Raw genomic sequence first — 23981 nt, 5'->3', positions numbered from 1 at the left:
TTGCAATCTCTTTATTTGAACGATTACTCGTTCGTGCTTACTCACTCGTTGTTCAGTTTTCAAAGATCAATTTCTTTCGCTTGCTGCCGTTCTTCCGAAGCGGCGAAAAGTAATATACCATGTCGAAATTTGAAATGCAAGCACTTTTTTAAATTTATTCGTAATATTATTTCCCACTCTCTGAATCTATTACCAGATACTCTACGCTATCCTCATATATGTCAGTTCAGACGTATAAAAAAAGCCCCGCTCCACAGCACATTTACATGCAAGTGAAGCGAGGCCTCTGTTTTTAAAAATATGAGACTATAGTTGGTTATCTCCCGTGCTCTGGAAAAACTCGATGATCTCGCCATTCAATCCTTGAACAAATGCAATCCGCACAGGTGTAGGAGGGTTATTACCCAAGACTACATCCTTAGGCTCAACAGTCACAATAGCCCCCGCCGCAACTGCTGCTGCCACTGCCCCATTGATGTCATTACTGCGAAAGGCAACATGGAAGTACGATCCTTCGGGTCTTTGCTCACCTGAACCACCCGCAAAAACCTCTAAATAATTCCCATCACCAGAATCGAGCAAGACAATACGTTTATCGCCTTCTCCCCAGCTAAGACCTTCCTTAAAGCCAAGTCCTTCTGTATAAAACTTGACTGTCGCTTCAAAGTCATTCGCTCTTAGCGCGATATGGTGGATGCCACCGCCGCCGATTTTTTCATTTGTACCCATATGCTCAGCCTCCTTCATCTCACTTCCAATATCCTCAACACTAGTATACCTGATTAATAGAGAATAGCATGCTTACTTTGCTAAAGTCCTACTAGAAATTACTCACTTCCCTGGCCATTCAGCATTCTGCAGCAGTTTGTGAATCCATACAGCCGTTTCTCCGCGCGTAGTAACTGCACCCTTTTGAAAAGAAACGCCGTTATTAGCACCAATAATTTGATATTTAACCGCTAAAGCCGCAGATTCACTAGCCCAATTATCTACTTGAAGAGATAGCTCTAGTAATTTTGCCATAAAGCGCGTCCGTTCGGCGCCCTCTAGTTTCGTACTTGCATTAATGAATTGCAGCGCATTACTGATCATTGTGATCGCTTCTTGATGCGTAATGCTTTGATTAGGAAGGAAAGTTCCGTCTTCATAGCCATGAATAAGTCCAACGTTGACGGCCGTATAGACGGATTGACTAAACCAATCTTCGGCATTTACATCTGAAAACTTTTGTTCAGAAGAGCTATTTGCTTTTAAACCTAATCCTCTAACTAAAAGAGTTGCAAACTCTGCGCGTGTAACCTTCGTATCCGGACGGAATGTCCCATCCTCGAAGCCCTGTACTACATTGCTAGCTGCAAGTGATTCAATATCTGCTTTTGCAAAGTTGTCATCCTTGATGTCTGCAAAGCTTTTATGTGTTTTGTAAACAGTGTAGATGGAGTTCCCTTGCCTCCACAGTGTTACGTAAGCTGGATTTCCGTCTTTCTCTGGCGTGAAGGTTAATGGAACTGTGATTAGCTTTTTGGTTGTTGGATCCCACACTGCGCCAGTAAGCGTTTCGCCTGCGTTCAGCTTGAAATCTTTAGGCAATAGCATCATATGTCCTACGAATTCGGAAAACGTATCTACCGTTGCTACCGTTTTATTCCCATCCATAAGCGAAAGCTCATAGGAAAGCGCCTTGCCTACACTCGCTCCACCTAATGAAGTAATTGTATGCTCAAGACTTATTTGATCATTGACCGGTAGTGCATCAATACTTACCTTAATGTTCGTTGCATCTGTTCCACCATGCGCTTTGACAGCCTCTTGCAGCTCGTGAAAGGATATACGCGTTGTACCTAGCGGTGTAATTATTGCTAGCACAGCATCGTCTTTCTTATTCTTAATGTCATTTATTAACTTAGAACTCATCTGAAAATCATAACCAGCTGCAGTCGCTCGCAAATCGATCGGTATTTCTCGTTGTCCTGAGCTAAACTGCGATTCAGATAGCTTCTTCAACTGTTCAGCATCAATACTTGAAGTAATTCGAATCTTTCCATTATGGTTGTCGATGTCCCAGTTGAATAACTCTACAGGGCCCATTCCGCCTCCACCGCTTCCACCTGACGATGTGGGGGTTGTCGGTTCTGCTTCATAGGATTTCTGCACCTTTACGCTAGGGATTCCGAAATTACGTTGAATTGTAAAGAATAAACTTCCGGCTGTTGTGCCCAATTGATCCACTTGAAATGTATGTGATGTAGGATTATCTCTAGAGGTACTTGTTAAAAATGGATTTATTGAATTAGCATCACGATACACACTCACAATATCCGTCATATCTAAGCCTGTGATCGAAATGGTATCTGCTGTTCCCTCTTTATTATTCGTAATGTTGATTTGGTTAGAGGTTAGCGGAGCACTATACACACGGTCTTCAAGATCAATTTGTACGAATCTGCTCTCTCCAAATTCGGAAACTCCATAAACAACTAAATTAACAGTATTATCTGGCACTCTCGTTTTCATAGGAATACTCGTTTGGTAATACCCTGTCTTGTTCGATGGAAAGCTTAAAATCGGTTTAATTCTCTGCCCTTGATTATCTGCAAAGAACAGGTCGTAATGTAAGATGTCTCTATTATTTGGGATCAGTTGACCAAAACTAAGTGAGCCTCCTATTTCTTTAGCATCACCGTCAAAATCATTAAAATAAAGGACATTTATTGTATTTCCTGCTCCCTGATCTAGTGGATAAGTGCTGTTTGCCTCCGCAGAAATATTATCATACAGTGTAAAGTTACCTAAAGTATTGATATCGCCATTCTCATTTACTGCTGACACCTCAATAAATTTAGCATCTGTAGGTATTTTAGATTGATTAATTATCCAATTATATGTCTGTTGACCTTTACTAAAAGATAATTCACTACCTTGTATCGGAATACCTAAAAAGTCCCCTGAAAATGTAACTCTATAGTTTTTAATATTTTTCTGATCAATCGACGGCGTGTAATGCAATCTCCCGCTAATTTGGTTTAATTTAGGATCCACATCTTCGAAGTAATTCGAATTAACGTTTAGAATACTATCCCACAATCCCAAATAAGAACCTACACTACCTTCACCTTGCGCATTTTTGGGATAAACCCCAATTCTTACCGCATTGAGTGGGATTGCTGTGCCATAACTCAAATTAATGCCATAATTAGGATAATTTAATACCTGATTTGGTGGAGTCAGATTGCCTCTTGCCACTTCGGCTATTGGTTGTAATTTAGTATTACTGCTATCAACAAAATAAAGAGCATATGAGGTTACACCATTATCAGCGGATGAAGCGTCAAGCCAACTTACATACCCGCCAATTTTCCCTAGCGATACATCATTATCATAGAAGCTTTGCAACATGAAATTAGGCGCTGACAATGCTGAATTCAGTTTGTTTTCAATTGGACTTTGCAGGGTATTATCATAAATTTGCATTTTAAATACTTCTGTAACTACATTCCCTACTAAGTCAACAGGATGGATGTCTATATAAACTGCATCTGCTGGAATTTGGCTTTCTTCCATGTCTATTCGATATTGCACTGATGGATTAGGTGTATTAGAAAGCTTCGCAATATCCCTACTACTTAGTTCCGTTCCTGCTTGATTAAGAAAAGTTAGCTTGTAACCAGAGTAGTTTGATTCAATACTAGTTGACCATGTAACAAGCGGATGTATATGTCCGCGGATGGGGTTAAGATCTTCAAATGCAAATTGAAAGAAACCGCCCGTTGCACCTCCCCCCATTACAGGAGGAGTTGGAGGTGAAGTTGTAGGAGTTGGAGTTGGAATTGGAGGAGTTGGAGTTGGAGGAGTATTGCCTCCTGTATTGTTAGAAGGAGCTCCTTGATCAACAATTTCTACCGTTGCCGCCGTTAAACTCTCACCCATTGAATTCTTTGTAAATACCCCTAGATATTTGGCATCAGTTGGTAAAACTTTTACTGGGAGAGGGTAATTGTAAATTGCACCACTTTCAGGGGCATGCATGACTTCCACAAGTTGGCTTCCAATTTTATTTTTGTTTTGGTCGAGGAAATATACCGTGTAACTAGTGATCGTTGAGGATCCTGACGTGCTATTCCATAAAAGAAGTCCACTGATTTCATTTACTTCCTGGTCACTGTCGCTAAAAACTACTTGGGATATCTGAAGCTCTGGAAGTGCCGTCTGTTCGCTAACTGTCTCAGCAGCAATGGCTCGGTTAGCCGAGATCCCCTGAAAGAGCCCAGATAAAAGTAAGATAATTAAAATACTGAATATTGCTTTTGTTAAACTAACTGCCTTTTGAATAAACATAAATCAAATCCTCTCACTTAATGTTGTATGAAATTGACATTTCAGTCACTTCTGTGAGTATATACGACTAGTGTTAAAATGGATGTCGACTATTGGCATCCATTTTATAACGATTTAATTAAGAATTACTGTCTATTCCAAATCCATAAACTCCATATACCGATCCTGCTCCATCTTCCGCTTCTCTTCCGGTTTCAAGACGGTGACGAATACTTCCTCATCGATTTCGACTGCGACGAACTCATAGCCGCTATCTTTGATCATAGCGTTAATCTCTTTGAGGATGCCGATATCGAGATAATCATAGTCCACCTCAGGGTGAAGGGTTCTCTTTTGACCATACATGTTGAAGTTGATGGTGACGGGACCGTCCTCTGTCCCCCACGTTTCTGTAATGTCGGAAGGTAAGAAAGCTCCGCGAGAGATATCACTCCACCATTTCAATGTATCGACATATACGTTTTTTCCCTTCGCGACATCGGCTTCAGTATTTTCTAACCAAACGCGATCTTGGTCTCCCTCTAACAAATAGAGATCTGCGAATTCATTGTAATACTTGGTAGAGTCAAATGGGTTCCAGTCCTTGAATCCTTTGTAAAACTCCAAAAATTTATTATCGTATTCTTGGCTAGTCAGGTTCTTATCCTTTTCGAAAAAGCCTAGGCTCCGATAGTAATGTGCAGCATCTAGTAGACGATCCGTCGGTTTTAGTGCACCGAATTTCTCTTCGCTCAGTTGATAAGGCTTCTTAATCTCTTCAAATGTTTGGAGCGCGTTCTGATAGTCTTTATTGACTTCGGAGTTAACAAAATCTTTCTCACTGCTAACCACGGTTACACTAAAATAACTGTACTTACCCTCGATCACTGTTTGGAGCACTGTGTAGTTAGTCCCACTCGTTTCTTTATAGGCATACGAATATTGACGTGCATCCATCCCATTGATTTTCAAACTTTTTTCATTGGAAAAGGTAATACCGGGTTGTTTCGTGGACGTGTTTTTTTTAAGGGCAGCTTCATATTCATCAACGCTCTTGATTTTATTTGTATCCAATAAGTATTTGGACTCTGAGAATGAAATCAGTGCATTGTTTCCATTCTCTGTGTACATTTGATACCCGCTTGAAGACGTTGGATATTTCTGTAGCCACTTGCCGCCAACTGTGAGTTTCGACTTCCCATCAGCACTAACAATAGAGCGCGTAGGCACTAGGTAGATGGTTTTAGTTCTACTATCCCAGGTAACAACGAAATTAGCTGCTTCCCCGACAAAACGAATCGGCACAAACACGCTGCCTTCTACGTTTCTTGGAGCCACGCTGAGTGTGTATGGCGATCCGTTCAAGCTGCCATTCGTACTATCCACCTGCAGTGTGATGTGTACGCCTTGCTTTTCTGCTTGAATCGTCTTGGTATCATCGTCCCAATGAATCGTGAATCCCAGCTTCTCAAAAAGCGGACGGAACTGCACCAGCGTGGTTCCCGCATCGATGATCGGAGAATGATCAAACAGCACGCGATCCTCATTTATGAAAGCTGAAATACCAGAGATCGTATCCGTGGCTGCGGTTACCTTATTGACAGCTACGCCCGATTGCTCGAAATGCTGCAGAAGTACCTTCGAATCTTCATTAAGGGCACTCGTATCCACATAAAGATTATGCAGACTATTTAGAGTACTTAGTGGGGCTATATCTGCTACAGGATTCTTAGAGACATCCAGCCAACCTACTCTAAGCTTAGCTAGTGGCGCGACGTTGGAAATCTGGTTGTTACTTGCCAGTAAGTCGGTTAGCGTTGTCAAATGGGACAGGCAGCCAATATCAGCAATTTGATTATCACTAATCAATAGTCTTTGCAATTTACCGAGATAGCCAATCGGGCAAACGTTCTGAATTTGATTATGATTGATAGCTAGAAACGTTAACTTATACAGACTGCCAATTGGGCTAATATCGGTAATCTCTTGATTAGATAAGTATAATTGCTCCAGATTAACTGCCTTGTTCAGACCCTTTAGGCTTTTAATTTTCTGTGTCCCTTTAGGATACAGCGACGTCAGCTTTTCTAATGCTTTAGCATCTAAAACTGTGCCAGCATCCAACTTCAGCTCGTCTCGGATCGCTTTTTCAAGAACAGGGTCCTCAATCTTCACTTCATTCTCTGCGCTTGCCGCGTATGTATGAGTTTGCGAGAAGCCGTTGATTGCTAACATGCCAATGAATACAAATGCTAGTATTTTATATTTCAATTTCAATTCAAACTCCCCCTAATTTTCTCCCATTTCTTACTTTATAAGCCAATCATTATTATAGTAGAATTAGGCAGGATCGTATACTAAATATTACAGGATTACGGTTTGCGTAGATGACTAGACGATTATAAATTTATGTAAAAAGAGACGCAGCCTCTCAAGGCCCGTCTCTTCATTTCTAGCTTCGCGAAAGCGGACTAGCTCCGCTCCGAAAGTGTCTGATATAGTTTCGCCTTCATATCCTCATAGCGATCGAGCAAAGGAAGAAGCTGCTTCCGCGTCAGCGACAGTAAGGTGCAATCCGTCAATGCCGTAATATTGGCATTACGTGGCGCATCCTTCAGCAGCGCAATTTCACCGAAGTGGTCTCCATCCTGCAGAACCGCGACCCGGACGTTCTCGCCTTTGGCATTCCCTTTGGTCACTTCTACTTTGCCTCGGGCAATAATGTACAGTTTATTTCCCGCTTCGCCTTGGCGGAAGACATCTTGGCCGCTTGTGATTTTCTCCGTCGTCAGCAAGTCTTTGATTTCGTGCAGCAAATCCTCATTCATATAGGCAAAGAAAGGCATCTGCCTTAAACGTTCTACTTCAATGACAACCTCGCCATCGAGGGATAGTTGGAAGCCTTGCTGTTTTTTCCAAAGACTGTAGTAAGCTCCTTGACGTTCTAGCAGTTCATGATGCGTACCATATTCAACGACCTTGCCCTCACGAATAAAATAAATCAAATCCGCATGAGACACGGTCTTCAGTCGATGTGACACCGCAACCACGGTGCGGCCTTGATTCACGCGAGAAATGGTCTCGTTCAACGAGATTTCCGACTCAGGGTCGAGGGACGCCGCGACTTCGTCCATATAGGTCAGCTCATTCGACCGAAGCAGCGCTCGCGCAATGGAAATCCGGTGCCGCTGGCTGACAGACAAGTTCGCTCCCTCATTTTCGATCAACGTGTCATAGCCATTCGCCATTTGCATAATCGCTTCATGGACCTCTACCGCAGCCGTCGCTTCAATCAATTCTTTCTCTGTAGCATCGGGATGACCAATCATTAAATTATCGCGAATGGTCGCGTGGAATAGATAGGGCTCCTGGAAAATGACGCCCGCCTGCGAAAGCAGCGAGGACAGCTGGATCTTACGTAAATCAAGGTCATCCATCTGGATGGAGCCTTTTTGCGGATCATAGAAGCGCATGAGCAGTTGGAGCAGCGTGCTTTTACCTGAACCACTTGGCCCAACCAACGCCACATAATTGCCGACTGGGATGGATAGGCTTAGATCCTGAATAACGGGATGTGTTTCCGTGTAGCCGAAAGTCACCTTGTCAAACTTGATCTCACTCGTGAACGTCGGGTTGTCGACCGCGTGCTCATCGTCCTCCAGATCGGGGAGAATCTCCAGCACCTCGTTAATGCGGCGTATGCCTACTTCACCTTCAATCAGATCAGGCACAACCTCCATGAATTGTATGACCGAAATCCCTACCGTATCGAAGACTGAATAGAATGCAATTAAATCACCTATGGTCATCGTGCCTTGGAACGTAAAATAGCCCCCTAAACCAAGGATAATCACGTTAATAACGGATAACACCATGATCGGAAGACGCTCCAGGTTGGAATTAATGAAGCTCCGCTTCACCCCAAGTCGAAACCACACTTGCAGTTGTTTGTTGAATCTATTGCGCATCGACTCCTGTAATTGAAAGCCGCGAATGAGCTTAAAAGCTTTGATTTCCTCATCCATATTATTGGAAAATGACTCCACGATGCCTACGTATTCTTCGTTCAGATGCTGCGCGCGTTTGTTTAATAATTTCTGCGGTACGAACATGAACACAATGCCGACAAAAGCAACAAGTGCCAGCTTCCACTCTAGTACAAACAGGATTACCGTACCAACCACCATACTCAAGCTAGCTAAAATCAGTGTGGACAGCGTCTGCATGATCGCATGCTCGACTGCTGGTATGTCCATGGTGAATCGCGCGACGATATCACCAATCCGGTAGCGCGAATAGAAATGAGCGGATAGCTTCTGGGTTTGCTCGTAGAGATCCTTGCGCAGTCCGATAAGAATCGTTTCACTCAGTTTGGACATCGTATAATCGCCGCCGACGCCAATTAATAGATTTAATATACCGCCAATGAGCAGCGTTAAAAGGAGAGCAAAGAAGATCGTCATATTCCTTGGCGTGATCGCATCGTCAATTAAATATTTGATACTTAACGACGTAAAGTACTCAAAAGAAAGCTCAAACAGCAACGCCAGCAGGAAGAGGGTGAATACTTTTTTGCTATTCGTTAAATAGCGTAAGACGGATCGGTACAGATAGAGCATGAGTGGTTTCAGCGCCTTTTCGTAAAGTAGAGGGGATTAGGAGGACTAGTTCATTTTACCTATAGTTTACCATAGATAGTTTGGGCTTGGGAGGGATTTGATTAATGATATGAATGAAAAATAGCCCTGTCGATGGACAGGGTTTGTCGGTTATTAACGTGATCAAGAATTACGCTAGCTGAATGCCAAAATGCTCCTTCAATGCTGTTTTATACGCTTCATCCGTCTCTGGCGTGAAGGTACTTACTCCCGTGGCGGTAAATATGCGAAACTCCCGGCCCGCTATCGTATTCCGCCCCTCTTGCGTGCGGATCGCTACGATTGGAATTTGCGTAAATACCGAATCGGGCGCATGCTCACACCAGAAGCTTGCGAAGATGAAATCTTTGGGCAGCTGCGGCTCCTCCGTGAACGAGTAGATGGGCTTCCACTCTTGGTTCTTCAGCTCGGTAAGCATCCAACCATAATCAAGGTCGCGTTCGAGACGATAGATTTCTTCACCTTGCTGCTGCTCGAGACCTTCCGCCCATGCGATCGGCCTGCGAGGTACGATTCCCCCAACGCCAACATCACATAAGTAGGTTGTGCCTTCGGCTTCAACTTTCAAGACATGGTGACGGCGTTTCGGCGGTGTATTCGGTTCGTCGCGCCAAAATCGGGCAACCAAGTCAGTAACTGGATAGCCCAGTTCTCTCAGAAGCCAGCCGAATAAAGCGTTCAGCTCGAAGCAATACCCACCGCGCCGGCGCTCGACAATCTTGCGATAGATATCTTGAGGATCCAGTGATAACGGGATACGGTTCAGAATGTCCAAATTTTCGTACGGCACGGTGTGCAAATGGCACTCCTGTAGATCGGCTAGCGTCTTTGCGCTGCCATCGAGGGAACCTGTGAAACCAATGCGTGCTAGGTAGGTTTCGATTTGATTATTTGAGGTGAGCATGGTGAACACTCCATTCCTTGAGAGTTGGAGAAGCCAACGTCTGGCCTATCAAAACTAAAGCGTCATCGCCTGCCCATACCGGGCCAGATAAGCTTCCTTTTCCTTGTAATCCGGCATTATGCTGCCTACACGCCGCCAAAAGGAGCGATCATGATTCATATGCAAGAGATGACATAGCTCATGAATGATGACATAATCAATGACTTCAACGGGCGCCATCGCTAGGCGGTAGTTAAAGGTTAGCTTTTTATCCGAGCTGCAGCTTCCCCATTTGGTTCGCGACTCATCGACCTCGATCATCTTTGGTTTGACTTTCAGTTGGGATTGGTAGGATTTGATGCGCTCCGCCACGACCTTCTTGCAGCTTGCGAAATAGAATTTCTTCAAGTTGATTCTCAGCTCGTCCTCGTTCAGGCCATTCGTCTCAATCAACTCATGCAGGAAATAATATTTCCCAAGATGAAGGAACTTGCCTTCCTCTTCGTACTCTCTGACCTTAGGGATTTCTTTGCGAGCATCTGCGATGGCCGTTAACTTCTGTATAATCGCAGCGCTATGTTGTTTCACCGCATGAACAATCGTCTCTTGGCTAGTATCGTTCGGCGCTTTGACCGTAATGAAGCCCGAGGCGTCGATATGGATGGTCAGTTTGGTCCGGATACCATATTGGACGTTAACGTCTATGGTCGTGTTCTCGCATTCAATTTTCATAGGGATCATCGTTTCTGTAGGGTTATTTATGTTGCAGCTAAAAAGGAAGAGAATGAGCCGTGGGTCAGGATGTCTCCTAGGTTCCCACTTCTCATTCTCCTATTGTATCAAAATATGATTTCTTCTTGTAGGAATGCTTCTACTATCCCTACTTTTCTTTCGGCAATGGCCCATCCGTATACGGCGTTACCCATTTAGTTGCGTTGTTTTCACGAAAGTACAAGACATGATTAAATAATAAAGACAGAAGCTTCCGCATCGACTTGATACCGGTTTTGTTCATGATGTTGGCTAAATGAATTTTGACCGTTTTTTCGCTAATCCGGCAGTGTTCGGCAATTTCGTGATTTGAAAATCCATATATGGCGATCATCAAGAAAATTTCTGATTCTCGCTTCGTAATTTGATATCGATTTGAAAAACCGACCATTGAAGTACCTGTTTCCTGAATCAGAAACTCATTCATACTCTCATAGTCTGTATTGTATGCTACATGAATTTCGCTGTCTTTCATTCGTGGCATTCCTTCTTTCAAATCGTACTCCCTCCTACTCAGGGTTACGTTCCAATAATAATCGAATGAGCATGTATAAACTCAAGAATAGAAGAATGCCACCTAGTAAGTTCCATAGAATCATCAACAATTGGACATGCCTCCCTTGTCATTTTATTCCACCTTCCTTATTATAAGTGATTCCAAAGTCCTATTATAGATGAAGAAGTTCACTAAAAAAGCGGTTATTCTGTCATTTTTCGTCATAAATCCTCGGTATTTATATGACTTAAGTCATGTTTGTGGTAAAATAAATGGAAAAACTATCTATCTACTTGAGGATACTGATATGGATGTTCTATTAAGTAAAAGAATGACGCTCATTTTAAATATCATCATGGTAGGTGCAACGCTCTGCTTACTGTTTCACACGAACCATTTTTCAATTGGACTTTGTTTGCTCGCGTGCACGTATGTGGTCATTGTCCTGATGCGAGATTACGTCTTCAAGATCACCCTGCACGTCGGGACTGGCATGCGTATCTTATATGCTCAACTTGCCTTAGCTTTGGTTATCTGTGTATGGTCGGAGAGCTTTTTCTCGCAAATCTATCTCCTCATTCTCATTGGGGAATTTACCTTTCATCAATCCAGAAAACAGGCCATTATCTACACGACAGTGAATTATGTCTGTATTTTGCTAGGCGTTATGATCTATCGCCAATTTCCGCCTTTTGAGCAAATCTACTTACTTATTCCCCGGGTTGTGGATTTCTTTGCTATTTTCGGAATGAGTCTTCTGGCCAAAATCGCTTTTCAACAAAAGAATCAGTTAGCCACGGACAATGAACATCTGCGCATGGCCTCTATTGCCTTGGAGCAGAAAGCAAAATTACAAGAACGGACACGTATTTCCCGTGACATCCATGACTCCGTTGGCCATACCCTTACCTCGGCCTTAACCGGGTTACAGACAGCCGCGCATGCTATTGAGAAAAATCATGTTCCACTTGCCAAAGAGATGATCGACAGAACGCGGGAAAGTATTCTCCGAGGTCTAGATGACGTCCGAAGCTCTGTTCATGTATTGCGCGAAAATTTCCCGGATCATTCCTTCCTGCCGGAGCTTATCCGATTGATCGATGATACGAAAAAACAAACCAATGTGGACATTGCCTTCACAATCGACACATCGACGCCAGATTTGTCACCTATTATCGAGTTAACGATTTATCGTGCCTTACAAGAAGGGCTTACCAATGGCATTCGGCATGGTCAGAGCACGTACTTTCACTTCACGCTGGTTTATCAGGATGAAGTCCTTCGATTTGTTTTATCCAATAACGGTCATTCCCCTGCTGTCATTCATTTCGGTTATGGACTTAACGCGATGAAAGAGCGAGTGACGGATGTCGGAGGGGCATTAGCGATGATAAACAAAGGTTCTGCGGGCGGCGTAACATTAGAAATAACGATACCATTCAGTCGAAAATGATCGGAAGGAGTGATCACCTTGTCGCAAACAACCATTCTTATCGCAGACGACCAACCCTTAATCCGCGACGGGTTAGCAGCTATTCTAAGCATGGAGGAAGCCTATACTGTAGTAGCTACAACGAGTGATGGGCTCAGTACGATTGAACAAGTACAGCTGCACCAGCCTCAGCTTGTACTCATGGATATCCACATGCCGAAGCTAGATGGCCTAGAAGCAACCAAACGGATCAAAGCCGAATTCCCAGATACCAAGGTGTTGATTTTGACAACATTTGAAGACGAGTCCTACATCTGGGAAGCCATACGTCACGGGGCAAGCGGCTACTTGGTAAAAGGTGTTGAGACGAGGAAAATACTGTCTACGATTCAAGTCTGTTTGGATGGCGGTATTACTTATCCCATTAGTATCCAGCCCCGTCTGGTCCAAGCTCTTCATATATCAGAAGAATGTGATGAACGCATATCGAAAGAACTGGAAGACCCGCAGCATGATGCACGGTGGGATGGTTTATCCACACAAGAACGGAACATACTAACCCACTTAAAACAAGGGAAATCGAATCAAGCGATCGCTTCTGAACTTTTTTTGACCACGGGTACGGTAAAAAATTATCTAAGCGCCATTTATAAGAAGCTCAATGTTTCGGGGCGGGCTGAGACAATTGCTTATTTGTACGGGAATGATGAGTAAAGAAATCGTGGAAACCATCATAAATAGCAAAGGAGTTAGGTTCATGAACCTAACTCCTTTATCTTTCGACTATTTCTTAGTCGTCTGCTGCCCGACCTGTTCCCAGTCTGCTGCCGTATAATTGCCCATATACCACAAGGAAACAGCCTTCAGGTTATAAAACTTAGCGAGCCAGATTTTCTTGGCTATGCTCTGCGAATCTTCGTAGTAGATCACGTGGCTGCCGCGGTCATCGGAGAACGTAGCCTTCTCCAAGTAATACGGCATAGTCCATGTAAGATCAATGCCAGGCATTACGAGCCTTTTTTCCACATCCGCGATGGCTGGGTTTAGCGCAGGTCCGGTTACTCCGGCAGTTGTGATCCACTGGTTAGCCTGCTTGGAAATGCCAAGCACCAGCTTATCGTTCGGTATTACTTGAAGCGCCGTTACGACTGTATCATTCACTAGCGGCAGTGGAGCCGAGGGTAAAACACTCTCATCATGCGTAAAATCATACGCCATCAGGATAACGGTATCGGCCAACTTGCCGATCGCCTTCAAATCATACCCCTTATAATAATAGACCGGAGGAACGGCAACGGATAAGGTCAGCGTGCCTAATTGATTTTTCAACCCCTGAAGAAATTGCGTATAGTCCGCAGCGCTCGCCGCATCTGTCAAACCTTCAAAATCGATACTTACTCCCGTAAATGAGTAGGCTGGATCCTTTAACGTCGTAAGCAATGAGGTGATGAAAGACTTTTGCGCGGACGCATCCTTCAGAAAGTCCTTCAAATTGCTGCTGTCGTAGAAAACCATCAGCTCCTTCGTTAGATGAGCAGCATTGGCAGAAGCGATGACCTCTTCATACCCACTCGGGACTCGATTCACCGTCGTACTGAGGTTCAATGAAGCTGTCCCCGCGCCCGCGTAGTCCAAGTGTGACCAGCCTAAGATCACGTTAGAAAGCTTATTCATCTGATTGATCGCAGCATACGACTGAATGGCGTAATAACCTGTAAAATCCATCTTCTGCTCGGAGACACGCTTATCCATCAAACGATAGATAACTGCGGCTGCTTGCTTGCGTATCAAGGGTTGTTGCGGGTTAAATCCTGCCGAATCCCCTTCCATAATGCCGCGATGCGATGCGTAATAGACATAAGGCTGCATGGCCTCATTTATAGCCGCATGATCCTTAAAACCTCTCGCGTCCCGCTCCGTCTTCCAGTCCGTCGTCAGCCATTGCTGGCGAGCCTGTTCACTTTCCGCATCCAGCAACGCTTTCCCAACGAGCATCGCGACCTCTTCCCTCGTAATCGTCTGCGCCGGATGAAAGAGCCCACTCTGATCTAGTAAGCTATCAATCCATTTCTTTTGAAAAACAACAGAAATATAGGGCGCCGACCAGCGATCCTTCGTTACATCGGAGGGAGTTTGACCCAATGCTGGCGTTTGTTCCAGCTTATTTGCCATAACAAGAAGTTTGATGAAGGCTTCTCGCGACAGGTCCTCATTCGGACGGTAGGTTCGGTCCTCGTAACCGTTAATAATACCTAGTGCCGAAAGCGTATAAATCGGATCCTTCGAATAGTCTTGCTCTTCGTCCTTGAAGGGCAGGAGCCCTACATCATACGCGAAAGCGCTATTTGCGAATAAAAAAGTAAAAATGAGGCCCATTAGGATTGTCTTTTTCAACATGTACGTTTTCTTCCCTTTCCATTATAACTAGATTGCTAGGATAGAGATTTAGATAGCAACAGTATAATAGACGTTTTGGAAGTGAGTTTAGTTACGGTGGGAGGTGGAAAAAATATGGGATAAGCTTGCTGGACTTGAAACGATCGTCATAAAAAAGGAGCCCGGTGATTAAACCTAACTCTCTTTATCTTTTCATAGTTTTCAATAATGATTCGGATTTAACTCGACTATGCTCCAACTGATATAATAAAAGGATAAAGGAGTGTGACTTGGATGAATCGAATCATCGATCATTATATACGCAACGAAAAAGAACGGGCTTGGGCTAGAAAAGCAGAGGAACTGGCTGTCCGTTTTGCGGCAAGGGCCGCGCAGCATGACCAAGAGGGGTCATTTCCATTTGAGAATTTCGCAGACTTACGCGAAGCTGGTTACTTAAAGATTACCGTTCCTCAGGAATTTGGCGGGGATGAACTTTCGCTATATGAGCTCGTCATGCTGCAGGAGCGACTTGCTTATGGGGATGGATCAACCGCATTGGCTGTTGGCTGGCACATCGGTCAGATCCTTCATCTTCGAACAACGCGGAAATGGCCAGAGGCTATATGGGCTGATTTGTGCCGTTCCGTTGTGAGCGATGGCACTATGATCAACACCTTTGCAAGCGAAGCAGCATCCGGCAGTCCAAGTCGAGGCGGCAAGCCCGAAACGACGGCGATTCCTACAGACGGTGGATGGCTGATTACGGGACGTAAAACGTTCAGTACGCTGTCACCGATCCTCGATCGTTTTGTGGTGTCAACGTATATCCCGGATGAAGATTGTACGGCCGATTTCCTTGTTCATAAGACGGATCAGGTAACGATCGTGGAAACCTGGGATACCCTCGGGATGCGCGCGACTGGAAGCCACGATGTTGTTCTGGATAGCGTTTTTGTGGATAAAAGTATGAGACTCACCGGCAAAGGCATGGATGACGGCGGTGGCTGGCTGCTGCACATTCCAGCTTGTTATCTGGGTATTGCTTTGGCAGCACGAGACTATGCACTGGAATTCGCCAATACCTATCGCCCCAACCATATGAGCGAGCCGATAGCCGCACTCCCTTCCGTCCACCATACGATCGGAGAGATGGAAATCGAATTGCGATCCGCACGCGCACTCCTATATGCGACGGCGGATCGTTGGGATCGGGATCAGGAAAGCCGACCTGCGCAAAAACCCGAGCTCGGCTTAGCCAAATATGTCGCAACCAACCATGCCATCAAAGTCGTGGACCTGGCGATGCGCATTGTCGGTGCCGGCAGCTTGTCCCGCAAGCAGCCTTTGGAACGGTACTACCGAGATGTTCGTGCAGGCCTGCATAATCCACCTATGGACAGTACAGTGCTGCATAACCTGGCTGTTGCCGCTTTGGCCGAGAAACCCTTGTAATCCGAGGGGAATTTTGCTAAAACAGATCATTCAGATTCTTTGCCGACGACTCCCTATCCGCTCTCAAGAAGTACTCATATCTACCGAATCTCGCTAGTGCTTCTTGATCAGGCAGCCACACCCATTCGTCAATCTCCGTCTGACAGCGGTGGGCCCGGAACGCGGCCAGCTTGGCTTCTAGATGAGCCTGCACATCGATTTTGATAACGTCCTGATGGGAATACCCGAATCGCTCTGGCTGCTCCATCGCATTACCGAACGTAATGAAATATAATGAATCCTTATGGCCTGTGCGCTGACATGCAGCCGTGGTGGCTTTCCCAATGGCGCAATGATCGGGGTGTCCACCCAGCGTTTCGTGAAACGTAAGCACGACATCAGGCTCCACTTCGCGAATGAGATTCTCAATTCTTGAAGTCAGATTCTCCTCATCGACAAACTCAACGGTCTTGTCGCGGATATCTAAAAATAGGAGCTGCTGGATACCTAGGCTGTCACAGGCATTCCGCAATTCCGTTTCACGGGCGGCTGCCATCGATTCCCGGTTGAGATAGGGCGGATTGCCCATGCGTCGTCCCATCTCCCCCCGCGTGGCGCTTACCAGCGTAATATCGACTTCTTCACTTGCGTATTTGGCGAGGGTACCTCCACAAATAAACGACTCATCGTCTGGATGAGCAAATACAGCGAGCAGCTTTTTCATTCTGGAAACGGCTCCTTTCCTATGTGCAGAGCAACATTCATCCTGCCTCTATCATCATATCCGGCTAGCAAAAGACGACCGTTCGCATCGATCTCATAATGCGTGAGCGCCTCCATGCGCAGCCAGCCGTGCCCGTCGAACCGGATGGCTGCACGAAAGGGACCGTCCCCCGCTATAAAAGCATGCGTAACCTTCACTTTGAAATTGCGAACGAAGACAAATGAAGTTGCTTCGCTGTGGATATAAGCATCAGCCCCGACGAAGGCCTGAAGCTCGGCTTCTACTTTCGACCTGATTATTGGATTCATTTTTTTGGCTCTCTTTTCTGAAAGGATTTAGATTCGGTCTCAAATGCATATAAAACAACCCTGTCTTCCAGACAAGGTTTAGTCATATCCAATGCTCATTTTTTTAAAGTCTACTTTTATACCAATTGCAGTCATAAAATCTATACCTAATATGCCATCAAAACCATAGGGATCTTAGTCATTCCTAATTGGAGTTTAAATGAGGGCAGGACAATGGATCCAATTTGCATGTCTTCCACTACTTGTTCATAACACAACTCACTTGCGCCACCGACACCATACATTCTTTTGGCAGTCCCATTTATCATATCGAGGTCTAGCCCAATATTCGCCACTAAATCCGTGTCGAAAATCGTTGAGGCACATCCTGTATCAAACAACACGTTCTCCATTTTAATAGTTTGTTTCTGATAGATTAATGGAAATGAAATTATAGGAAGTCCGTTAACAAGTTTTAGTTCCATCATGATTTTCGAATTCCCGTGAAGTATTCCTCAATAACTTCAATTTCTTGTTTACTGGTATGAAATACATAGAATTCACGTTCAGGGTTTTCCTTATGATGAAGCTTATAACCTTCCCAAGCAATCATCTGGTTATCATATTCTTCTACAACTGCCATTTCTTCAATCGTACGTAAGCGATTCTTTGATACCGCTTTAATTGCTTCAACTAAAACAAATCGACTGGGATAATGGCTACAAATTTCAGACCATTTCAAATTACTTCCCCCTACCAATAGCAGTTTTATTTATTATATCATACATCTAGGCTTTCATTCCGCTACACCCAGTCGAGTCTCAAAGAATTGCTCCTACCAGTGAGGATAGCATCAGAATGCTTATTTTATGTAAGAATTTAATAAAAAGCGGAACACACGGCTTTGGCAGCCTGCGTTCCGCTTTTCGATAATAGCTTAAATCAAATCCGATTTCTGCAATAATCTCTGCATCATCGTTGCAACCTCACCTCGGGTTAAGTACCCTTTCGGCACAAGTAAAGTCTCGCTTCTTCCAAATACCACACCAGCCTGCACACTGTCCGCAACGCTGCTCTGCGCCCATGACGATACTCCGACCGCATCTTCGAACGGACGAAGTGTAGCTTCCGCCGATTGTTCGAGCAGCTTGTCTTTCAGAGCAGTTATCTCCATCGCTTTGGATAGAATAACCATGGCTTGTTCTCTCGTAATCGTATCGTTCGGTCGGAACGTACCATCATCCAAGCCGCTGATCAGCCCATACGAATAAGCCGTTATGACCGCGCTGCTATACCAATCTGCCGTTTTCACATCGGAGAATGGTGTTACACCACTCTCCAGCTTAAGGCCTAATCCGCGAACGACGATGGCTGTAAATTCGGCGCGTGTGATATCTCGGTCAGGGCTGAACATACCATTACCCGTTCCATCGACGACCATTCGAGATCCCATGTCGTTAACGGCGTTTTTCGCCCAATGATTCGCCACATCGCTAAATTCGAGCGGATGCCATACAACCGCATACGTACTATTGGTCAGGCTGTTGATTTGGGCTTCGTACTTCCCGTTGATATGGCGGACCTTTGTCGGCACATGACGTACTGAACCATCCGGTTCAACTACAACGCCTGTAGTAATCTTGTTCGGATCAACCTCATCCGGAATCGTAATCGTTCTTTCCACATAGACGTCGAACTTCGATACTTCAATTATTTTATCACCATAGACGGCTCTCACTGTAAAGTTCAACGGTTGGGCGGCAAGCGCGAGTTGACTTTTGGATGCTGCGTCTTCCACAACCTTCAACGTATCTGTTGTAGGAACGGCGATTTCAATTCGTACTTTTATGTCTTGCAAGTCGATTAACTTACCAACCTGCTCGGATAAAGCGCCGATATTGATTTGTCGTGCTGGCAGCGTGTAGGTCGCATGATCGGTTTTGAACTCGAGAACGGCTTGCTTGTCCTCCATATTCTTCACCATTTGACCGTTCAGTTCGCCAACGACGATATCGAATTTTTGGCTGATCGGAATCGTGACTACCGCATGTTGCCCTTCAGCCGCAAGCTTCTCCTCTAGCTTTTTCTGATCCACAACCACCGTCATTTCAGTCTGATTGTCTCGCTTGCCGACCTTAGCAGTTCCTGCATTCTCGACCTTCCCGTTAACAAGAATATCAACGCCCGTACTCGTATCAACTGGTGTCGTTGGATTTGAAGGTTCGTATGGCGTGTTTGGAATTCTCGGAGTGACGGAGTTCGATTCTGCAGAAGCTGCGCTGCTGCCTCTCCCATTGATTGCTTTTACCGTAAATGTATAACTCGTTTCATTCGTCAATCCTGTGACGGTTATCGGACTTGCTCCTCCGATAATGATTATATTTCCAGGTGAAGCGGTCACTTCATAACCTGTAATCGCACTTCCGCCGTTATCGGTCGGAGCTGTAAACGTAATGACAGCTTGTCCGTTACCCGCGACTGCCGTCACATCGGATGGCGCTCCAGGGATCGTTGCCGGGGTCATGCTTACTTGATTCGATGCCGCGCTCAAACCGCCTAAGTTTTCTGATTTTACCACAAAGTAGTAAGCTGTACCGTTAATCAGATTTTGTACATTGTAGGTAGAAGATGTAACAGTAGCAACTTCAATAATGTTAGTTAGTTCTGCATCCGTGGCCATATAAATATGGTACTGCGTCGCATCCGGTACTGTACGCCAACTCAGCGTAATTTGACGGTCGCCGCTGTCAGCGGCAAGATTTTGCGGATTCGCAGGCGCATTCGGCAAGTTCACTGCTTGTGTGACGTCAAACGTCACAGGCGTCATATTATCAGCGGATATTGTGACCGTTGCCGTATAAGTGCCAGATGGCAAACCATCCTTGGCATACATATCAAAGCTTGTTGTTTCACTACCAGTTAAAGTAGAATCCGGCTGTGTGATTACAAAATCGTTAGCACTTGCACCGCTAAGTGTTACTGATAAGTTCGCCAAATCGCCAGTACCGGTATTCGCGATAGTAACGGGTCTCGTTTCTTGGGTACCCGATACGTATCCCTGTATAAGAGCTGTTAACGTTTGATCCGTGATAGCAGCGACTGTATAGGTAGGCGCTGCCGTAACGGTGATCGTCACTGTCCCTTTTTTGCCGCTATTCTCCGTCGAAGTCGCCGTGATTATATAATCTCCTGGCGTGGCATCGGCTGCGACAGTTACATTACCCGTGCTGTCCACCGTCACCTTGTTTCCGGTGTCACTGCTCGTCCATGTGACCGTCGTTGCCGCTCCCCCAACTGCATCTACCGATGCTGTGAGCTGTTTGCTTCTTCCTTGCACTACGCTTGCGATGCTCGGGCTGACGGTTACACTGTTGACAGCCGGAGGCGTTGGTGTGACGGTAATTACCGCCGTCCCTTTTTTACTGTTATTCACTGTCGAGGTTGCCGTAATCGTATAATCTCCTGGCGTGGCATTCGCAGACACGCTTACATTACCCGTGCTGTCCACCGTCACCTTGTTGCCGGTATCACTGCTCGTCCATGTGACTGTCGTTGCCGCTCCCCCAACTACATCTACCGATGCTGTGAGCTGCTTGCTCCCTCCTTGCACCACGCTTGCTGTGCTCGGATTGACGTTTACGCTGGTGATAGCTGGCGCTGGGGTGACCGTAATTGTCGCTGTTCCTTTTTTGCCGCTATTTACCGTCGAGGTCGCTGTGATCGTATAATCGCCCGGCGTGGTGTCAGCCGCAACGGTAACGATCCCCGTAGTGTCCACCGTCACCTTGTTTCCGGTATCACTGCTCGTCCACGTGACCGTCGTTGCCGCTCCTCCCACCGCATCTACTGAAGCCGTGAGTTGCTTGCTTCCTCCTTGCACCACGCTTGCCGTAGTCGGGCTCACGCTTACGCTATTGATGGCCGGCGCTGCCGTGACGGTAATTGTTGCCGTTCCTTTTTTGCCGCTATTCACCGTCGAGGTTGCCGTGATCGTGTAATCCCCCGGTGTGGTATCAGCTGCGACGGTTACATTACCCGTACTGTCCACCGCCACCTTACTGTCTGCGTCGCTGCTTGTCCACGTGACCGTCGTCGCCGCTCCGCCAACCACAGCTACCGTTGCTGTGAGCTGCTTGCTTCCTCCTTGCACCAGGCTTGCGGTAGTCGGGCTCACAGTTACGCCGTTGACTGCTGGCGGCATAGCCGTGACGGTTATCGTCGCTGTTCCTTTTTTACTAGTATTCACCGTCGAGGTTGCCGTGATCGTATAATCCCCAGGTGTAGCGTCTGCTGCAACGGTTACGTTACCCGTGCTATCAACCGTCACCTTAGCGTTGCTGCTTGTCCAGTTGACCGTCGTCGCCGCTCCTCCCACTGCATCTACCGTAGCGGAGAGTTGCTCGCTTCCTCCTTGCACCACGCTTGCGGTGCTCGGGCTCACGCTTACACTGTTGATGGCTGGGGCTGGCGTGACGGTAATTGTCGCTGTCCCTTTTTTGCTGGTATTCACCGTCGAGGTTGCCGTAATCGTATAATCGCCAAGCGCGGCATCTGTCGCAACGGTTACTTTCCCCGTAGTATCCACCGTCACCTTAGCGTCACTGCTTGTCCATGTGACCGTCGTCAGCGCTCCACCAGCCGTATCTACCAAAGCTGCGAGTTGCTTGCTTCCTCCTTGCGCAACGCTTGCCGTGCCTGGAGTGACGGTTACGCTGTTGATGGCTGGCGCTGCCGAGACGGTGACCGTAGTTGTGCCTTTTTTACTGTTATCCACCGTCGATGTTGCCGTAATCGTATAACTTCCCGGCGCGGCATCTGTTGCGACGGTTACGTTACCCGTGTTGCTCACCGTAACCTTATTAGCAACGTCACTGCTTGTCCACGTGACTGTCGTTGGTGATCCTCCCACCGCGTCTACCACTGCAGAGAACTGCCTACTTCCACCCTGTACGATGGTAGCTCTTATCGGACTGACGACCACGCTATTAACGGCAGGAAGTATGACGGTAACCGTCGCTGTTCCTAGTTTGCTGTTATTTTCCGTCGAGGTGGCTGTGATTGTATAATTACCAGGCGTGGCGTCTGCCGCGACGGTTACGTTACCCGCGCTATCTACACTCACCTTGTTAGTGACGTCACTGCTTGTCCATGTGACCGTCGCCGCTGCTTCTCCCACCGCATCTACCGCAACCGTGAGATTCTTACTTCCTCCTTGCGCGATAGTTGCCGTGCCTGGAGTGACGGTAACGCTATTTACAGCCGGAGCCGGTAAGTTAGCCACCCGAACTTGGTCTGTACTACTGTTTTGTTCCTGCCACGCTACGAATAAACCATTGTTCAGTGAGGTTATAGCAGGATAAAAAGCAGCTCTCGTATTATCCACAATAAAACCATTTAAGCCGACTTCGGCGCTCGTCCAAGCCGTTCCGTTATACTTCTTCGCGCGAATTTTAAATACGGGGATTGATCCCGTTCCTAACAATCCGGTATTTTCTGACCACACCGCATACAAATTATGGTTAGCAGCTGCTAGTTTCACATAATTAGCTCGATATGCGTAACTCACGTTGAGTCCATACGTCCCACCACCGTCAACACTTGACCAAGCGTTACCGTCATATTTCTTCACTCGAATTTGGTCGTCTGTCGTCGAAGTGGCCGGTTCATGCCAAGCTAGGTACAAGACGCCCTCGACTGTGGATAAAGTCGGGTAGTATGCGCTTTTCCCCGTCGCTATATTCAATCCAGTCGTTCCGCCGTCGATCGTCGTCCAGCTTGTGCCATCATACTTTTTGGCCCGGAGCTGAAAAATAGACCCGGAAAGTTCGGTCCAAACAGCGATTACATCATTTCCCAATACGGCCAAGGCAGGAAAACTAGCGCCTTTTGCTGGATCCACATTGATGCCATTCGTACCTCCGTCGACACTTGTCCACTCCGTGCCGTTATATCTCTTCACGAAAATTTTACCCTGTTCTGCCCACGACGCATACAGCGCGTTATTGTAATCAACCAAAGCAGGAAAGGTAGCGTCCTTTGTCGCATCGACGTTAAGTCCAGTCGTGCTGCCTTCGGCGCTTGTCCAACTTGTGCCGTTATACTTCTTGACCCGAATTTGACCATAGGACGATGTAACCGATTCGACCCATGCGAGATATAAAGTACCGTTAGATACGACCAAAGTCGGCCTTGTTCCTTCTTTGGCCGGGTCCATATTTAATCCGTTCGGACCATCGACGCTCGTCCAGCCCGTTCCATTATATTTCTTAACTCTGATTTGTTTGCTGGTTGCGCTTACTTTTTCTTGCCAGGCGACATAAACTTCACCGTTCCACACGGCCGTGGCAGGGTATTCCGCCCGATTGGCTGCATTTACGTTAAGGCCGTTGACTCCGCCTCCGTCGATCATCGACCAGCCGGACGCTGCGCTAATCGCCCCACCTCCACTGAATATCAGAGGAATCATCAGCATAATGGCAAGTAAACCGTGTATGCTTTTGCGGATTCTCCGCTTCCCACTATGTATGCCTAGCTTTATTTTCGGGATCAATGTGCATCTTCCTCTCCTGATCGTCGTTCTTCCTTTAGTCACGCCAATTTGAGTTC

At 46.1% G+C, this 23981-nt stretch carries 16 protein-coding genes; 3 read left to right on the top strand and 13 right to left on the bottom strand.

Going from position 1 to position 23981, the window contains the following annotated elements:
* Positions 1 to 306: 306 nt before the first annotated feature.
* The 7 genes from A8709_RS02540 to A8709_RS02510 all read right to left on the bottom strand — a co-directional run bounded on the left by A8709_RS02540 (position 307) and on the right by A8709_RS02510 (position 11122).
* Entirely contained in the window at positions 307 to 729 is a 423-nt protein-coding gene (locus tag A8709_RS02540; RefSeq protein WP_065850625.1) for a VOC family protein, read from the bottom strand.
* Between the two features lie 102 nt (positions 730 to 831).
* Positions 832 to 4335 carry an S-layer homology domain-containing protein gene (locus tag A8709_RS02535; protein ID WP_065850624.1) on the bottom strand — a complete coding sequence of 1168 codons (3504 nt, stop codon included), beginning with the start codon at positions 4333 to 4335 and terminating at the stop codon, positions 832 to 834.
* Between the two features lie 132 nt (positions 4336 to 4467).
* Positions 4468 to 6591 (bottom strand): stalk domain-containing protein, encoded by a 2124-nt coding sequence (locus tag A8709_RS02530; protein WP_065850623.1) that lies wholly within the window; start codon positions 6589 to 6591, stop codon positions 4468 to 4470.
* A gap of 194 nt (positions 6592 to 6785) precedes the next feature.
* Positions 6786 to 8933, bottom strand: a complete 2148-nt coding sequence (locus A8709_RS02525; RefSeq protein WP_065850622.1) for an ABC transporter transmembrane domain-containing protein — start codon at positions 8931 to 8933, stop codon at positions 6786 to 6788.
* A 169-nt stretch (positions 8934 to 9102) separates the two neighbouring features.
* Complete coding sequence (locus A8709_RS02520) at positions 9103 to 9876, bottom strand: arylamine N-acetyltransferase family protein (protein ID WP_065850621.1); 774 nt, start codon at positions 9874 to 9876, stop codon at positions 9103 to 9105.
* 54 nt (positions 9877 to 9930) lie between these two features.
* A complete protein-coding gene (locus tag A8709_RS02515) occupies positions 9931 to 10587 on the bottom strand; it encodes a M48 family metallopeptidase (protein ID WP_065850620.1) in 657 nt (218 codons plus the stop codon).
* A 148-nt stretch (positions 10588 to 10735) separates the two neighbouring features.
* Positions 10736 to 11122: a helix-turn-helix transcriptional regulator gene (locus A8709_RS02510; protein ID WP_065850619.1), complete on the bottom strand. Its 387-nt coding sequence runs from the start codon at positions 11120 to 11122 to the stop codon at positions 10736 to 10738.
* A gap of 307 nt (positions 11123 to 11429) precedes the next feature.
* On the opposite strand from A8709_RS02510, the gene A8709_RS02505 reads away from it, so the two are divergent.
* Positions 11430 to 12575 carry a sensor histidine kinase gene (locus A8709_RS02505; protein WP_065850618.1) on the top strand — a complete coding sequence of 382 codons (1146 nt, stop codon included), beginning with the start codon at positions 11430 to 11432 and terminating at the stop codon, positions 12573 to 12575.
* An 18-nt stretch (positions 12576 to 12593) separates the two neighbouring features.
* Complete coding sequence (locus A8709_RS02500) at positions 12594 to 13268, top strand: response regulator transcription factor (RefSeq protein WP_065850617.1); 675 nt, start codon at positions 12594 to 12596, stop codon at positions 13266 to 13268.
* A 69-nt stretch (positions 13269 to 13337) separates the two neighbouring features.
* On the opposite strand, the gene A8709_RS02495 is transcribed toward A8709_RS02500, so the two are convergent.
* Positions 13338 to 14951 (bottom strand): glycosyl hydrolase family 18 protein, encoded by a 1614-nt coding sequence (locus A8709_RS02495; protein ID WP_065850616.1) that lies wholly within the window; start codon positions 14949 to 14951, stop codon positions 13338 to 13340.
* A 273-nt stretch (positions 14952 to 15224) separates the two neighbouring features.
* On the opposite strand from A8709_RS02495, the gene A8709_RS02490 reads away from it, so the two are divergent.
* Positions 15225 to 16385 carry an acyl-CoA dehydrogenase family protein gene (locus A8709_RS02490; RefSeq protein WP_065850615.1) on the top strand — a complete coding sequence of 387 codons (1161 nt, stop codon included), beginning with the start codon at positions 15225 to 15227 and terminating at the stop codon, positions 16383 to 16385.
* Positions 16386 to 16401: 16 nt separating this feature from the next.
* Here A8709_RS02490 and A8709_RS02485 read toward each other — a convergent pair whose 3' ends face one another.
* The 5 genes from A8709_RS02485 to A8709_RS33460 form a co-directional block, all read right to left on the bottom strand.
* A complete protein-coding gene (locus tag A8709_RS02485; RefSeq protein ID WP_065850614.1) occupies positions 16402 to 17088 on the bottom strand; it encodes a PIG-L family deacetylase in 687 nt (228 codons plus the stop codon).
* Complete coding sequence (locus tag A8709_RS02480; protein WP_065850613.1) at positions 17085 to 17396, bottom strand: DUF1806 family protein; 312 nt, start codon at positions 17394 to 17396, stop codon at positions 17085 to 17087. The genes A8709_RS02485 and A8709_RS02480 overlap by 4 nt, the downstream gene beginning before the upstream one ends.
* Before the next feature lie 146 nt (positions 17397 to 17542).
* Positions 17543 to 17860: an aspartyl protease family protein gene (locus A8709_RS02475; protein WP_244163072.1), complete on the bottom strand. Its 318-nt coding sequence runs from the start codon at positions 17858 to 17860 to the stop codon at positions 17543 to 17545.
* On the bottom strand, positions 17860 to 18117 hold the full coding sequence (locus A8709_RS02470) for a hypothetical protein (protein ID WP_065850612.1): 258 nt from the start codon (positions 18115 to 18117) through the stop codon (positions 17860 to 17862). Before A8709_RS02470 ends, A8709_RS02475 begins: the two co-directional genes overlap by 1 nt.
* Positions 18118 to 18312: 195 nt before the next feature.
* Positions 18313 to 23925 (bottom strand): Ig-like domain-containing protein, encoded by a 5613-nt coding sequence (locus A8709_RS33460; protein ID WP_084224613.1) that lies wholly within the window; start codon positions 23923 to 23925, stop codon positions 18313 to 18315.
* Positions 23926 to 23981 lie beyond the last annotated feature (56 nt).

This window comes from Paenibacillus pectinilyticus, from assembly GCF_001700435.1.
In the GTDB taxonomy this organism is placed as follows: Bacteria; Bacillota; Bacilli; order Paenibacillales; family NBRC-103111; genus Paenibacillus_E; species Paenibacillus_E pectinilyticus.
The sequence above is the reverse complement of the archived record's forward strand: the minus strand, read 5'-3'. Positions and strand labels throughout refer to the sequence as shown.

Excerpts from the sequence above, each read along its gene's own strand:
- A8709_RS02535 (WP_065850624.1), bottom strand. The coding sequence starts at position 4,335 with ATGTTTATTCAAAAGGCAGTTAGTTTAACAAAAGCAATATTCAGTATT.
- A8709_RS02475 (WP_244163072.1), bottom strand. The coding sequence starts at position 17,860 with ATGGAACTAAAACTTGTTAACGGACTTCCTATAATTTCATTTCCATTA.
- A8709_RS02515 (WP_065850620.1), bottom strand. The coding sequence starts at position 10,587 with ATGAAAATTGAATGCGAGAACACGACCATAGACGTTAACGTCCAATAT.
- A8709_RS02520 (WP_065850621.1), bottom strand. The coding sequence starts at position 9,876 with ATGCTCACCTCAAATAATCAAATCGAAACCTACCTAGCACGCATTGGT.
- A8709_RS02505 (WP_065850618.1), top strand. The coding sequence starts at position 11,430 with ATGGATGTTCTATTAAGTAAAAGAATGACGCTCATTTTAAATATCATC.
- A8709_RS02525 (WP_065850622.1), bottom strand. The coding sequence starts at position 8,933 with ATGCTCTATCTGTACCGATCCGTCTTACGCTATTTAACGAATAGCAAA.
- A8709_RS02490 (WP_065850615.1), top strand. The coding sequence starts at position 15,225 with ATGAATCGAATCATCGATCATTATATACGCAACGAAAAAGAACGGGCT.
- A8709_RS02495 (WP_065850616.1), bottom strand. The coding sequence starts at position 14,951 with ATGTTGAAAAAGACAATCCTAATGGGCCTCATTTTTACTTTTTTATTC.
- A8709_RS02480 (WP_065850613.1), bottom strand. The coding sequence starts at position 17,396 with ATGAATCCAATAATCAGGTCGAAAGTAGAAGCCGAGCTTCAGGCCTTC.
- A8709_RS02485 (WP_065850614.1), bottom strand. The coding sequence starts at position 17,088 with ATGAAAAAGCTGCTCGCTGTATTTGCTCATCCAGACGATGAGTCGTTT.
- A8709_RS02540 (WP_065850625.1), bottom strand. The coding sequence starts at position 729 with ATGGGTACAAATGAAAAAATCGGCGGCGGTGGCATCCACCATATCGCG.